Genomic DNA, 14,740 nt, shown 5'->3' with positions numbered 1-14,740 from the left:
GAACTGACAAGCTGGGGATGCACAGGAAATGGTGTCGTACGCCCCTGTAGCAGCTGGCGAAGCCTGCGTTCGGCTGCGAAGCAGTCGTAAATAGTCATACATCAATTCTTCGGGAGGACCTCGTTTTGCGGGTTTGCGAGGACTGCGTCCTCGAACGCAGGCTTCGCCAGCTGCTACACAGACTGCGTAACCCTTAATTACTGGAGAGCTTGTCCCCACGGGCAAACTTCCACGTCCGGATGATTTCCAGCCGATCGATATCCGACAAATCCCCTGTAAACGGCGAAAACGGTGCCGCCAGCCGCACAATCCGCTGCGCTGCCTGATCCAGCAACGGTTGCCCGGAGGACTCCAGAACCAGCACTTCATACAGCGAACCGTCGCGGTTGATCGAGACCATCAGGCGCAAGTTGCCGTAGATCTGCTTGCGCCGCGCTTCGTCGGGGTAGTTGAGGTTGCCGATGCGCTCGACCTTCTTGCGCCACTCGTCCTTATACCAGGCACCCTTGTCGCGCATGGTCGAGGCCGCGCTCAAGCGGTGGATGCGCGGGCGTTTGGCGTACAGCTGTTGTTCATTGGCCAATTCCGCTTCGAGGCTGGCGATGTCGCTGGACAGTTGCGAGCTGTCGAACGTCGGCGCGGCCACGGCGGGTTTCGGCTGGGTCTTGGGTTCTTCGTTTTTGGCGGTGGCTTTTTTCGGCTTCGGTGCGACAGTGGTCACGGACGCCTTGGGTGCAGTTTCCTGCACTTCAGGCTTGGCCGCCGGCGGAGGGGTGACTTTCTGCACCTTGTTGTCCTGGAACGGCGCGACCTCGGTGGTCTTGGGAATCGCCTTTTTATCCAGGGTGCCGCTGCCTTCCTGATTTTCCTGGGCGAGGAAATCAGCTTTTTTCGGCTTGGTTTCGCTTTTGAACGTGGCGAGGGTGATTTCCAGGGTTTTGCTGATTTGCTTGGGTTCGACCATCGTAAAACCGACGCCCAGCAGCAAGGCCAGGTGAATCAACGCCGCAAGAAACAGGGTAAAACCGAGGCGATCGGCCGGGCGCACGCCACGATGGGCGAATTCAGCGGGCAGATCGGACGGCAGAGTCATGGCAGAAAAACCAACATCGCGTTTTTTCGAGCTCGGCATGATAACGCAATGTTGGTTTTTAGCTTCAAGGTTCAAGCTTCAAGCGACAAGCTGTTCTTCGCGCGCTTCAAACTTGCGGCTTGAGGCTTACAGCTTGCAGCTTCTTCTCGATCGCATCCATCAGCATCCCACCAATGTCGGTGCCAAACGCGTTATCAATCTCGCGAATGCAGGTCGGGCTGGTGACGTTGATTTCGGTCAGGTGCTCGCCGATCACGTCCAGGCCCACGAACAGCAGGCCTTTCTCACGCAGGGTCGGGCCGACTTGCGCGGCGATCCAGCGATCCTTGTCGCTCAGCGGACGGGCTTCGCCACGGCCACCGGCCGCGAGGTTGCCGCGGGTTTCACCCGCAGCAGGAATCCGCGCCAGGCAGTAATCCACCGGTTCGCCGTCGATCATCAGGATGCGCTTGTCGCCATCCTTGATCGCCGGCAGGTAAGCCTGGCCCATGATCTGCTGGGTGCCCAGCGCGGTCAGGGTTTCGAGGATCACCGACAGATTCGGATCGCCCGCACGATGACGGAAGATCGACGTGCCGCCCATGCCGTCCAGCGGCTTGAGGATCACGTCGCCGTGTTTGGCGGCGAATTCACGCAACACGTCGGCGCGACGGCTAACCACGGTCGGTGGCGTGCACTGCGGGAACAGCGTGGCGAACAGCTTTTCGTTGCAGTCGCGCAGGCTCTGCGGCTTGTTGACCACCAGCACGCCAGCGCGCTCGGCTTGCTCCAGCAGGTAAGTGGAGTAGACGAATTCCATGTCGAACGGCGGATCCTTGCGCATCAGGATCACGTCCAGATCGCTCAGCAGCGCGTCGGTTTCGGCTTCCAGTTCGAACCATTTTTCCGGGTTGGCGAACACTTTCAGCGGCCGCATCCGCGCCCGTGCTTCACCTTCGCCCTGGTACAAATCCTTCTGTTCCATATAGAACAGTTCCCAGCCGCGCTTCTGTGCGGCCAGCAGCATGGCCAGCGAGCTATCCTTTTTATAGGAAATGCTGGCGATAGGGTCCATGACAATCCCGACGCGAACGCTCATGGGTTTTTCCTCGAATTTGGGTGGTCCGAATGGACACGAAAAAGTGGCGTCAGAGTGGCGCTGAGTGTGTTCCCGGTCAAGGAAAAACCACCGCACAGGTCGGCCGATAGATTGGATTTGGAGACTGTGCTAAAAAGGTCGCCATGTCGTGCTGGCCCTTGAGTATCAAGGGTTTCGAGCCGTCAAACGGACAAATTGTTTCTCAAAGGCGACGGTAGAGCATTTATGGAACAGCATTCCAGCGCCTTGAAGGTCATGGTGATCGACGATTCGAAGACGATTCGCCGTACCGCCGAAACGCTATTGAAGAATGTGGGTTGTGAAGTCATCACGGCCATCGACGGTTTCGATGCCCTGGCCAAGATTGCCGATAATCATCCGGGCATTATCTTTGTCGACATCATGATGCCGCGTCTGGATGGTTATCAGACCTGCGCTTTAATCAAGAACAACAGTGCGTTCAAGTCCACGCCAGTGATTATGCTGTCGTCCAAGGACGGGCTGTTCGACAAGGCCAAGGGGCGCATCGTCGGTTCCGACCAGTTTTTGACCAAGCCTTTCAGCAAGGAAGAACTGCTGAACGCGATCCAGGCCCATGTACCGGGCTTCGCCGCCGTTTTGCCGCAGTAGGACACGCACAGTGACGCTCGGCCAGCGGGCCCGGCGTTGACAAGAATGGGGAAGACCATGGCACGTATTCTGATCGTCGATGATTCGCCGACTGAAATGTACAAACTGACCGGCATGCTGGAAAAGCACGGTCATGAAGTGTTGAAAGCCGAAAACGGCGCCGACGGCGTGGCCCTGGCCCGCCAGGAAAAACCCGATGCGGTGCTGATGGACATCGTCATGCCTGGCCTCAATGGTTTCCAGGCCACCCGTCAGTTGACCAAAGACCCGGAAACCGGGCACATCCCAGTGATCATCATCACCACCAAGGATCAGGAAACCGACAAGGTCTGGGGCACGCGCCAGGGCGCCAAGGACTACCTGACCAAACCGGTCGATGAAGAAACCCTGATCAAGACCCTGAACAACGTGCTGGCCGGTTGATCGCCCGCCCATGAGCGAGTCGCTGACGGCTTTCGAACTGCTGCTGCAGATCGACCAGCGTTGTCGCGTGCTGGCGGCGGAATTGCCGTCCCAGCCATCTCGACAGGACAGCTGGAGCGGCATCGGTTTTCGCCTGGGTGAGCACTGGTACGTAGCGCCGATGGGCGAAGTCAGCGAAGTCCTGCATGAACCGCGCTGCACCCAATTGCCGGGGGTCAAGTCCTGGGTCAAGGGCGTGGCCAACTTGCGCGGGCGGTTGTTGCCGATCATGGATGTGTGTGGCTTCTTCGGCCATGAGCTATCGGCGGTGCGCAAGCAGCGACGGGTGCTGGTGGTGGAATACAAAGACGTGTTTGCCGGGCTGATGGTCGATGAAGTCTACGGTTTGCAGCACTTTGCCCAGGACAGCCTGGAAGCGGTGCCGCCGAGCGAGCTGAACGGCCCGATCGGCGCCTTCGTCAAAGGCCGGTTCCAGCGTGAGCAGAGCTGGCAAGTGTTCAGCCCGTTTGCGTTGGCGCAGTCGCAGAGCTTCATGCATGTCGCGGTGTAGGTCCGAACGCGTTGCTCTTCTGTAGCCGCTGCCGAAGGCTGCGTTCGAGGGCGAGGCCCTCGCATGATCAGGCCCCGCGGTTTTCCAGATTCACCGCGGCGCCAGGGTTTACGACCGCTTCGCGGCCGGACGCAGGCTACGCCAACTGCTACAAGGGACCGCGTAGGTGTCGAGTGATTGGCGACCACAGATAATTCAGCTGTTCAGGCGAGGACCGATGATAAAAGCAAAAACAGTCAAGCCAGAAGGATCACGCAGCCGTTCGCAGATCATCGTGCTGTTTATCGCGCTGATCATCTTCATCATGCTGCTGTTCGCCAACTTCGCTTACCTCAATACCCAGGCCACCTACGACAAACAGTACATCGGCCACGCCGGTGAACTGCGTGTGCTGTCCCAGCGCATCGCCAAAAACGCCACGGAAGCCGCCGCCGGCAAAGCGGCGGCGTTCAAGTTGCTCAGCGATGCGCGCAACGACTTCGCCCAGCGCTGGGGTTACCTGAAGAAGGGTGACCCAAGCACCGGCCTGCCACCCGCGCCGTCCACCGTGCGCCCGGAAATGCGCGCCGTGCAGCTGGACTGGGAGCGCCTGCTGAAAAACACCGACACGATTCTCTCCAGCGAACAGACTGTGTTGTCGCTGCATCAGGTCGCCGCAACCTTGGCGGAAACCGTGCCGCAGTTGCAGGTCGAGTACGAAAAAGTTGTCGAAATCCTCCTCCAGCGCGGTGCCCCGGCGGCCCAAGTCGCCATGGCTCAACGTCAATCGCTGTTGGCTGAACGGATTCTCGGTGCAGTGAACACCGTGTTGTCGGGCGACGAAAATTCCCAGCAAGCCGCTGACGCCTTCGGCCGCGATGCCGCGCGTTTCGGCCAGGTGCTTAACGGCATGCTCCAGGGCAACCCAGCACTGAAAGTCAGCCAGGTTGAAGACAAGGATGCCCGCGCCCGACTGACGGAAATCTCCGAACTGTTCGAATTTGTCTCGGGTTCGGTGGATGAAATCCTCGAAACCTCGCCGGAGTTGTTCAAAGTCCGGGAATCAGCGACCAGCATCTTCACCTTGTCGCAAACCCTGCTCGACGAAGCCTCGCACCTTGCTACCGGTTTCGAAAACCTCGCGGGCGGGCGCACCACCGATACCATCGGCGGCTACGTGCTGGGCCTGTTAGCGCTGATGTCGATCATCCTTATCGGTCTGGTGATGGTTCGCGAAACCAACCGCCAGCTCCAGGAAACCGCCGAGAAAAACGAGCGTAACCAGAACGCGATCATGCGCCTGCTCGACGAAATCGAAGACCTGGCCGACGGCGACCTGACCGTGACCGCCTCGGTGACCGAAGACTTCACCGGGACCATCGCCGACTCGATCAACTATTCCGTGGACCAACTGCGCGACCTGGTGGCGACCATCAACCTCACCGCCGGCCAAGTCGCCGCCGCCGTGCAGGAAACCCAAGCCACCGCCATGCACCTGGCCCAGGCCTCGGAGCATCAGGCGCAACAGATCAGCGAAGCCTCCACGGCGATCAACGACATGGCCCAGTCCATCGATCAGGTCTCGGCGAACGCCGCCGAGTCTTCGGCGGTGGCCGAACGTTCGGTGGAAATCGCCAACAAGGGCAACGAGGTGGTGCACAACACCATCCACGGCATGGACAACATCCGCGAGCAGATCCAGGACACCGCTAAGCGCATCAAGCGTCTGGGCGAGTCTTCTCAGGAAATCGGCGACATCGTCAGCCTGATCGACGACATTGCCGACCAGACCAACATCCTCGCCCTTAACGCAGCGATCCAGGCCTCAATGGCCGGTGACGCCGGGCGCGGCTTTGCCGTGGTCGCTGACGAAGTGCAGCGTCTGGCCGAGCGTTCGTCTGCGGCGACCCGACAAATTGAAACCCTGGTCCGGGCGATCCAGACTGATACCAATGAAGCGGTGATTTCCATGGAGCAGACCACCACCGAAGTGGTGCGTGGCGCGCGTCTGGCGCAGGATGCCGGTGTGGCCCTGGAAGAAATCGAAGGCGTGTCGAAGACCCTGGCGGCGCTGATCCAGAGTATTTCCAACGCCGCGCAGCAACAGACGTCGTCGGCCGGGCAGATTTCCCTGACCATGAACGTGATCCAGCAGATCACCACGCAGACGTCGTCCGGCTCCACGGCGACCGCCGAAAGCATCGGCAACCTGGCGAAAATGGCCAGCCAGTTGCGGCGCTCGGTCTCGGGTTTCACCTTGCCGACCGAGCCAAAACAGGCCACGGACAACGCTTGAACCGCCTGCGGGCGTCAGAATTGAGAGTAGTGGAGTGGTTATGGGTGATCGGCACGACTATGTGGCCCTCGAGTGGGTCAAAGGCGAGATTGCCGAAACGCTGAAGCAGGCTCATCAAGCGTTGGAGCAGTTGCTTGATGACCCGCAGGCGACCTACGCGCTGGGCGAGTGCCTGGCGTGCGTCCATCAGGTTCACGGTAGTTTGCAGATGGTCGAGTTCTACGGCGCGGCCCTGCTCGCCGAGGAAATGGAGCAACTGACCGCCGCGTTGCAGCAAAACCGCGTCAGTCATCGCGATGAAGCCATTCATCTGTTAAGACAGGCACTGGGGCAACTGCCGATCTACCTCGACCGGGTGCAAGGCGCACGCCGCGACTTGCCGCTGGTGGTGCTGCCGCTGATCAACGATTTGCGCAGCGCCCGTGGCGAAAGCCTGCTCTCGGAAACCAGCCTGTTCAGCCCGCAATTGCCGGATTTGCCACCGCTGGATCAAGACGACTTGGCGGTGTTGGAGCCACCCGAACTACCCAATGTGCTGCGCAAGTTGCGGCAGATGTTACAAATGGCGCTGGTCGGTTTGCTCCGCGAGCAGGATGGAGAGACCAATCTGGATTACCTGACCAAGGTCTTCGCCAAGCTCGAAACGTTGTGCGGCGACGCGCCGTTGAGTCCGTTGTGGCAAGTCGCTTCGGCGCTAGTCGAAGGCATGCGCGGCGGCTCGATTGCCAACAGCCCGGCCCTGCGCAGCCTGTTCAAGGACGCCGACAAGGAACTCAAACGCTTGCTGGAACAGGGCATGTCCGGCGTCAATCAGGCGCCACCGCCCGAGCTGTTCAAAAGCTTGTTGTTCTACATTGCCAAAGCCGAACATCCCACCGGGCAGATGCTGACCATGAAAGATCGCTACGGACTGGACGATGCGCTGCCTGACAGCGCGATGGTCGACGAAGAACGCGCACGCCTCGCCGGCCCTGACCGCGACGCCATGCGCTCGGTGCTCGCCGCCCTGTGTGAAGAGCTGGTGCGGGTCAAGGAACGCCTCGACTTGTTTGTGCGCAGCGACCGTCAGCACACCTCGGACCTGGAAAGCCTTTTGGCGCCGCTGCGGCAAATCGCCGACACCTTGGCGGTGCTCGGTTTCGGCCAGCCGCGCAAGGTGATCATCGATCAACTGGCCGTGGTGCTGAGCCTCGCCCAGGGGCAGCGCGAACCCAACGATGCGATCCTGATGGACGTGGCAGGCGCCTTGCTCTACGTCGAAGCGACGCTGGCCGGGATGGTCGGCACCGTGGAACCGGAAAGCCAGGAAGAAAGCCGCCTGCCGACCACCGACCTGACCCAAATCCACCAGATCGTGATTCGCGAAGCGCGGATTTGCCTGCAACAAGCCAAGGACATGATCGTCGACTACATCGACGCCGATTGGGATCGCCAGCAGTTGCAGCCCTTGCCGGAGCTGTTGACCCAGGTGCGCGGCGCGTTGGCGATGATTCCGCTGAGCCGTGCCGCGAGCCTGATCGAAGCCTGCAACGGTTTCATCCGCGAACACTTGCTGGTGGATACCGATCATCCCGGCTGGCAGCAACTGGACAGCCTGGCCGACGTCATTACCAGCCTCGAATATTACCTGGAGCGCCTCAACGACGACCCGCAAGAGTCCGGTGAGCAACTGCTCGATGTGGCAGAAAAAGGCCTGGCGGCACTCGGTTTTTTCCCCAGCGAAAAGCTCGTGCCGGTACTCGACGACGTGCTCAGTCCCAACGAAGCCCAGGTCATGCAGGACCTCCAGGAGCTGGACGATCCCGAGACCGTGCAGTCGCTGGCCGCAGTGCTGGCCAGCCCGGTCTCCGCCGTCAATCCTCCAGCCCTGAACACACCCGGCAGCCTGTTACCGCCGCCGCTGGGGGAGGAACCGGTAGACGATGAACTGCGGGAGGTCTTCCTCGAAGAAACCGACGAAGTCCTGGAAGTGCTGCGCGAATACCTGCCGCGCTGGTCGGCCAACGTTGGCGACACCGCTGCGTTGAGCGAACTGCGCCGCGCCTTCCACACCTTGAAAGGCAGTGGCCGGATGGTCCGCGCGTTGGTGCTGGGCGAACTGGCCTGGGCCATGGAAAACCTGCTCAACCGGGTGCTGGAGCACAGCGTCGAGCCTGGGCCAGCGGTGCTGCAATTGCTGGACGATGCGCTAACACTGCTGCCGGAACTGGTGGCCGAATTTGCCGCCAATGCTCAGCGCCAACGCGACGATGTGGATCGCTTGGCCGCCCGGGCCCATGCCTTGGCCAAGGGCGATGAATCGCTGTCCGATGAGGACACCCAAGACGTCGCTGCCCTTGATCCGTTGTTGCTGGAGATCTTCCGCAACGAGGCCGAAACCCACCTTGCCAGCCTCAATCGCTTCCTCGATCAGGCTGCCGAGCATGTGCCGCTCAAAGCCAGCGATGAGCTGCAGCGCGCCTTGCACACCCTCAAAGGCAGCGCTTCGATGGCCGGCGTGTTGCCGATTGCCGAACTGGCGGCGCCACTGGACCAACTGGCCCGTGAGTACAAGGCGCACCTGATCGCCCTGGACCTGGATGAAGTCGAGTTGCTGCTGGAAGCCGAAGGGCTGTTCCGCCTCGGATTGCGCCAACTCAGGACCGATCCGCTGGCCGAAATTCCCGGCGCGCGCTCGTTGATCGAGCGCACTCACACGGTGCTGGAAGATCACTTGCAAGCGATCCTCAGCGCGCCGAACCGGGGCCTGCGGATCAAACGCGATCCGCAGTTGATCAACAACTTTCTGGCTCAGGGCATGGACATCCTGCTGGACGCCGAAAGCCTGTTACAGCGTTGGCAGCAGCACCCCGGCGAGCGCCAGGAACTCAGCGCGCTGCTGGATGAACTGACCACCCTCGGCGAAGGCGCGCACCTGGCCGATCTGCACCCGGTGGATGAACTTTGCGAAGCGTTGCTCGACCTGTATGGCGCGGTGGAAGAGAGCAGCCTGGCGGTCAGCGACGCGTTTTTCCATGAAGCACAAAGTGCCCATGAAGCACTGATCAACATGCTCGACGAACTGGCCGCCGGGCAGGAAGTCAGCCCGCAACCGGAGCGCGTCCGGGCCTTGCGCGGGTTGCTCGATACCAGTCTCGACCCGTCGGCCATGGGTCTGATTCGCAGCGACGGCAGCCGTAGTTTGAGTATTCGCGAACTGGGCACTGCCACCGCTGAACTTTCGCAAACCGCGACGCAGATTGAACACGACGATGAGATCGTTTCGATCTTCCTCGAAGAAGCGGTGGATATTCTCGAAAGCGCCGGCCAAGCCTTGCAGCGCTGGTTGAGCGACCCGGACAACGCCGCGCCGTTGTCGTCCTTGCAGCGGGATTTGCACACCCTCAAGGGTGGCGCGCGGATGGCCGAAGTCGAGGCGGTCGGCAACCTGGCCCATGAACTGGAAAACCTTTACGAAGGCCTGGTGGACCGCCGCTACAGCCACAGCGAGGCGCTGGCGCGGCTGCTGCAAAGCAGTCATGACCGCTTGGCGGTGCTGCTTGAACAGTTACAAAGCCAGAAGCCGATGGGTGATCCCCACGAACTGATTGAAGCCATTCGCACGTTTCGCCAGGGCAATGCCGGCACGGTGGAAACGGTCGAACCGGCCCACGAACATGATTCGCCGGGCCACGACCCGGAGCTGCTGGAAATCTTCCTCGAAGAAGGTTTCGACATCATCGAAAATTCCGGCGCAGCGCTGGTGCGCTGGCAGGCCGAGCCGTCGAACCGTCAGGAAGTGGAAACGCTGCTGCGGGATTTGCACACGCTGAAGGGCGGCGCGCGGATGGTAGAAATCGCCCCGATTGGCGACCTCGCCCATGAGCTGGAATTCCTCTACGAGGGCCTGTCGGCCGGGGTGCTGCAACCGACGGCGGCGCTGTTCACGCTGTTGCAAAGCAGCCACGACCGACTGGCGCAGATGCTCGACGCCACCCGCGCCGGGCAACCGTGTCCGCCAGCGGATCGGCTGATCGATGCGATTCAGAATTTCAGCCATCCGGCGGTGCCCGAAGCGCCGGTCGTTGCGCCAGTTACGGTTAAGGTTGAAACACTGGCACCGGATGCCGGCGCGGACATGGTCAAGGTCTCGGCCGAGTTGCTAGACGATCTGGTCAACCTCGCCGGGGAAACCTCGATCTTCCGTGGCCGCATCGAGCAGCAAGTCAACGACGCTCGGGTGGCGCTGAGCGAGATGGAAACCACCATCGAGCGGATGCGCGACCAGTTGCGCCGCCTCGACACCGAAACTCAGGGCCGTATTCTCAGCCGTCAGCAAGTCGAAGCCGAACGCCTGGGCTACGAAGAATTCGATCCGCTGGAAATGGACCGTCATTCGCAATTGCAGCAACTGTCCCGCGCGTTGTTCGAATCCGCCTCCGACTTGCTCGACCTCAAGGAAACCCTCGACCGCCGCAACCAAGATGCGGAAAACCTGCTGCAACAGCAGGGCCGCATCAACACCGAATTGCAGGAAGGCCTGATGCGCACGCGCATGGTGCCGTTCGAACGGATGCTGCCGCGCTTGAAACGCATCGTGCGCCAGGTGTCCGGCGAGTTGGGCAAGGACGTGGAATTTGTTGTCGGCAACGCCGAAGGCGAGATGGATCGCAACGTGCTGGAACGCATGGCCGCGCCGCTGGAACACATGCTGCGCAACGCCGTGGATCATGGCCTGGAATCCGCTGAAGTGCGGGTCGCGGCGGGGAAACCGGCTCAGGGTCGTATCACCCTTGATCTCTCGCGAGAGGGCGGCGACATCATTTTCGACATCCGCGACGACGGCGCCGGGGTGCCGCTGGACGCGGTGCGGCGCAAGGCGATCAAGCGCGGCATGTTGGCGCCGGACAGCGACATCAGCGACCGCGACGTGCTGCAATTCATCCTGCAACCGGGGTTCTCCACCGCCGAGAAAATCACCCAGATTTCCGGACGTGGCGTGGGCATGGACGTGGTGCATGAAGAGGTGCGGCAACTCGGCGGCAGCATGAGTATCGATTCGACGGCGGGGCAGGGCGTGCATTTCCGCATTCGCCTGCCGTTTACCGTGTCGGTCAACCGGGCGTTGATGGTGCAGTGCTTCGACGATCAATATGCGATCCCGCTGAACACCATCGACGGCATCGTCCGCGTGCTGCCCAACGAACTCGAAGGCCATTACCGCCTCGATCCGCCGACCTACAAATACGCGGGGCAACACTATGAACTGTGCTATCTCGGCGAACTGCTGAAAACCAGCACCCGCCCGAAACTGTTGGGCCAGAGCCTGCCGTTGCCGGTGTTGCTGGTGCAGTGCAACGAACGGCACATCGCGGTGCAAGTGGATTCCATGGCCGGCACCCGTGAGATTGTGGTCAAGAGCCTCGGCCCGCAATTCGCGGCGGTGCAAGGGTTGTCCGGGGCGACCATTCTCGGTGACGGTCGGGTGGTGCTGATTCTGGATTTGCTGGCGCCGATCCGCGCGATGCAGGCGCACGTGCCGCAACGGCCTCTGGCTCAAGACGCAGAGCCCGAACCGCAAAAGCCGCTGCTGGTGTTGGTGGTGGATGACTCGGTGACGGTGCGCAAAGTCACCAGCCGTTTGCTCGAACGCCACGGCATGAACGTGCTGACCGCCAAGGACGGGGTCGACGCCATGCTGCTGCTCGAAGATCACCTGCCCGACGTGATGCTGCTGGACATCGAAATGCCGCGCATGGACGGCTTCGAAGTCGCCACCCAAGTGCGCGCCGATGAACGCTTGCAGCACCTGCCGATCATCATGATCACCTCGCGCACGGGCCAAAAACACCGCGACCGCGCCATGGCCATCGGCGTCAACGACTACCTCGGCAAGCCGTATCAGGAATCGGTGCTGCTCGAAAGCATCGCCCTGTGGAGCAGAACCCATGCTTGAACACCGCACCAGCAACCTCACGGGGCTGTTGCTGCCCCTGGCGGATCGCAATTTGATCCTGCCTAACGTCGCCGTCGCTGAACTGATCGACTATCAACCGGGGGCGTTCGATCTTGATACGCCGCCGTGGTATCTGGGGCTGGTGACGTGGCGGGATCGGCAGATTCCGTTGCTGAGTTTTGAGTCGGCGTGTGGCAACAAAGTGGTGATTGGCGAGCGCGTCAGGATCGTCATTCTCAATGCGCTTGGCGGGCGGCCGGAGTTGAAGTTTATTGCGCTGCTGGTGCAGGGGATTCCACGGTCATACAAGCTTGATAGCCAGTTGAGCTATGTCGATGTGCCGTTGTGTCCGCTGGAACAGGCGGCTGTGCAGATCGGGGAGCAAGTGGCCAAAGTGCCGGACTTGTTGGCGCTGGAAGAATTACTCGTCGCAGCCGGCTTAGCCCGCTGAACGCCACTGATCGTTCCCACGCTCCGCGTGGTAATGCCTCAAGGGACGCTCCGCGTTCCAGCTCTCGAATGGGACGCAGAGCGTCCCGGGCTGCATTCCCACGCAGAGCGTGGGAACGATCAGGCGTAACGGCTAAACCTTGGCCTCAGCCGTCGCCTCATGGTGATCCAGCACCCGCTCCACCAACAACTGCACACCATCCGTCAAACGGCTGATCGCCAAGGCTACTGATCGGCGTGAGCCTTCCACATCGTCTGCCAAGCCAGCCGCAATCGCGCTGATGGACAGCAAGTCTTCGGAGGCATTGGCTAGCATGGCCTCGGGATCGTCGACGCCTGGGGCGACGGCGAAGAGGTGGTATTTACGGCGCTTGGCGGGTTTTTCATCAGATGGGGGGAAGTAATGGGCGAAGGCGCGGTCGGCGGCTTCCTTCATTTTTATTGCGTCGAGCGCTTCTGGGGAATCGGTGCCGGATTCCGGGGGGTTGGGGGTAGCTTTGAACATAGTGAAATCTCCAGTAATGAGTTTCAGCTGCTCCCTCGGTTCCAGCCGAAGGGGTGGCAGCTGTACGCGGGCTGGAACCCGAGGTGGAGAAAACCCGGTAGACCCGAAGGTCTCCCGCGCACAGCCGCCATAACTGAATGCACACATTAAAGGTGCGCAAGCATACGTCATGAGGGGCGCTTTCGCGCCTTCTACACCGCGGGATTCCAGACCCGGTCGCTGAATTGGCAGCGACCCCCAAACGATAAAGACCAACACAAAACCCCACCAGTCAGCGGCTTCCCGCATTGCTGTAGGCCGCGACGCCAGACTGCGTAGCCGCTCACCCTTCCTGCGGAGAAACTTTTAAACACAAAACCCATTCAGCTGCCGCAGATTGAAGAGTAGTGATCGTTCCCACGCTCCGCGTGGGAATGCCTCAAGGGACGCTCCGCGTTCCAGCTCTCGAATGGGACGCAGAGCGTCCCGGCTGCATTCCCACGCAGAGCGTGGGAACGATCAAATACAAACCCTCAATCGGAGGCAAAGGTTGAAGATTCCCAAAAAGGGACCTATCGTTCCCTTTTTGGGACTCATCGGTTGCCACTGTGAAAAACCTCTCCCTCAGCGAAGCCTTATTCACCACCACCCAGCAAAAAGTGCTGGGCTTGTTGTTCGGCAAACCCGACCGCAGTTTTTACGCCAACGAGATCGCCCGCTGGGCTCAAGTAGGCAAAGGCAGCCTCATGCGCGAACTGGATCGGTTGCAGCAGGCCGGCGTGCTGACCCTGACCCGCCAGGGCAACCAGACCCACTATCAAGCCAACCCCGACTGCCCGATCTATGCCGAACTGCTAGGCATCGCCCGCAAAACCTTCGGCATCGCCGAGCCCCTGCGCCAGGCGCTGCAACCCTTTGTCGAACAGATCGCCTGGGCATTCGTGTACGGCTCCATCGCCAAGGATTCGGCAAACGCATCCAGTGACATTGATCTCATGCTGATCGGCGAAGGCCTGCACTACAGTGAAGTGATGGAGCGGCTCATGCCTCTGGAAGAGCAACTGGGCCGCGTCCTCAATCCGACGCTCTACACCCCCGGCGACTGGGCCGCAAAACTGGCGGCTGAAAACAGTTTTGTCGTGCGGGTAGCGCAGCAGGACAAGATCAATCTGATGGGGCAAAACCCTTTGGAGTCCAAGGATGGGCAGCAACGAGAATCTGGAGAATCTGTTACGTAGCGGTGGATTGAAAGCCGAACCGCCGGATCGCAAGGAATGTGAAGGTTTGATGCGCTCGGCGGTGGATCGATTGAAGGATGCGCAAACCGCTTCACTGTCCTTCGCGAGCCGGTTCGACCTGGCTTACAACGCGGCCCATGCCTTGGCTCTGACGGCTTTACGCTTATGTGGTTACCGCTCAGACAAGCGATATCGGGTGTTTCAGTGTCGGGTTCATACGGCGGATATTGGCAAAGTGCAGGTTCGTTTATTTGCCTTGTGCCACGAGCGACGGAACCTGGCGGAGTACGAAGGCTATATGGATGAAGATCCGGCGTTGTTGGCGCAGTTGTTGGAAAGCGCTGAGCAGCTTCTGGTTCGTGTGGAGCAGCAGATGGCCGGGCTGTAATGATCGTTCCCACGCTCCGCGTGGGAATGCAGCCCGGGACGCTCCGCGTCCCATTCGGGAGCTGGAACGCGGAGCGTCCCTTGAGGCATTCCCACGCGGAGCGTGGGAACGATCGGGGGCTGTGTGGATCGTTACGGTGAGCGTAACGATCCGTCGCTCTGCTTGATTGATGCCCCGCACCCAACCCTCCTAAGGT

11 protein-coding genes are annotated in these 14,740 nt (G+C 60.7%); 8 read left to right on the top strand and 3 right to left on the bottom strand.

Annotation, left to right across the window (positions count from 1 at the left end; genetic code table 11):
- Positions 1-193 precede the first annotated feature (193 nt).
- Entirely contained in the window at positions 194-1,093 is a 900-nt protein-coding gene (locus ACA071_RS29620) for a TonB family protein (RefSeq protein WP_497642263.1), read from the bottom strand.
- A 106-nt stretch (positions 1,094-1,199) separates the two neighbouring features.
- Positions 1,200-2,171 (bottom strand): glutathione synthase, encoded by a 972-nt coding sequence (gene gshB, locus ACA071_RS29615; protein ID WP_497642262.1) that lies wholly within the window; start codon positions 2,169-2,171, stop codon positions 1,200-1,202.
- 225 nt (positions 2,172-2,396) lie between these two features.
- Here gshB and pilG point away from each other — a divergent pair, with 225 nt between their 5' ends.
- From pilG to ACA071_RS29585, 6 genes are all read left to right on the top strand, one after another.
- On the top strand, positions 2,397-2,801 hold the full coding sequence (pilG, locus tag ACA071_RS29610) for a twitching motility response regulator PilG (protein ID WP_008152601.1): 405 nt from the start codon (positions 2,397-2,399) through the stop codon (positions 2,799-2,801).
- 57 nt (positions 2,802-2,858) lie between these two features.
- Positions 2,859-3,224 (top strand): twitching motility response regulator PilH, encoded by a 366-nt coding sequence (gene pilH, locus ACA071_RS29605; protein WP_008068134.1) that lies wholly within the window; start codon positions 2,859-2,861, stop codon positions 3,222-3,224.
- A 10-nt stretch (positions 3,225-3,234) separates the two neighbouring features.
- A complete protein-coding gene (locus ACA071_RS29600; RefSeq protein ID WP_497642261.1) occupies positions 3,235-3,774 on the top strand; it encodes a chemotaxis protein CheW in 540 nt (179 codons plus the stop codon).
- 217 nt (positions 3,775-3,991) lie between these two features.
- Complete coding sequence (locus ACA071_RS29595) at positions 3,992-6,049, top strand: methyl-accepting chemotaxis protein (protein WP_497642260.1); 2,058 nt, start codon at positions 3,992-3,994, stop codon at positions 6,047-6,049.
- A gap of 40 nt (positions 6,050-6,089) precedes the next feature.
- Complete coding sequence (locus ACA071_RS29590) at positions 6,090-11,984, top strand: Hpt domain-containing protein (RefSeq protein WP_497642259.1); 5,895 nt, start codon at positions 6,090-6,092, stop codon at positions 11,982-11,984.
- On the top strand, positions 11,977-12,435 hold the full coding sequence (locus ACA071_RS29585) for a chemotaxis protein CheW (protein WP_497642258.1): 459 nt from the start codon (positions 11,977-11,979) through the stop codon (positions 12,433-12,435). Before ACA071_RS29590 ends, ACA071_RS29585 begins: the two co-directional genes overlap by 8 nt.
- A 132-nt stretch (positions 12,436-12,567) precedes the next feature.
- Here ACA071_RS29585 and ACA071_RS29580 read toward each other — a convergent pair whose 3' ends face one another.
- Positions 12,568-12,939: a DUF6124 family protein gene (locus ACA071_RS29580; protein WP_497642257.1), complete on the bottom strand. Its 372-nt coding sequence runs from the start codon at positions 12,937-12,939 to the stop codon at positions 12,568-12,570.
- Positions 12,940-13,526: 587 nt separating this feature from the next.
- Between ACA071_RS29580 and ACA071_RS29575 the strand changes: the two genes are divergently transcribed.
- Both ACA071_RS29575 and ACA071_RS29570 read left to right on the top strand, forming a co-directional pair.
- The gene (locus ACA071_RS29575) at positions 13,527-14,156 is read left to right on the top strand and encodes a nucleotidyltransferase domain-containing protein (RefSeq protein ID WP_497642256.1); all 630 of its coding nucleotides are present in this window, start codon (positions 13,527-13,529) and stop codon (positions 14,154-14,156) included.
- Positions 14,119-14,544, top strand: a complete 426-nt coding sequence (locus ACA071_RS29570; RefSeq protein WP_497642255.1) for a hypothetical protein — start codon at positions 14,119-14,121, stop codon at positions 14,542-14,544. The genes ACA071_RS29575 and ACA071_RS29570 overlap by 38 nt, the downstream gene beginning before the upstream one ends.
- The last annotated feature ends 196 nt before the right edge of the window (positions 14,545-14,740 follow it).

The sequence above is a fragment of the Pseudomonas sp. LBUM1646 genome, from assembly GCF_059716165.1.
This window is presented reverse-complemented; position numbering and strand designations above follow the sequence as displayed.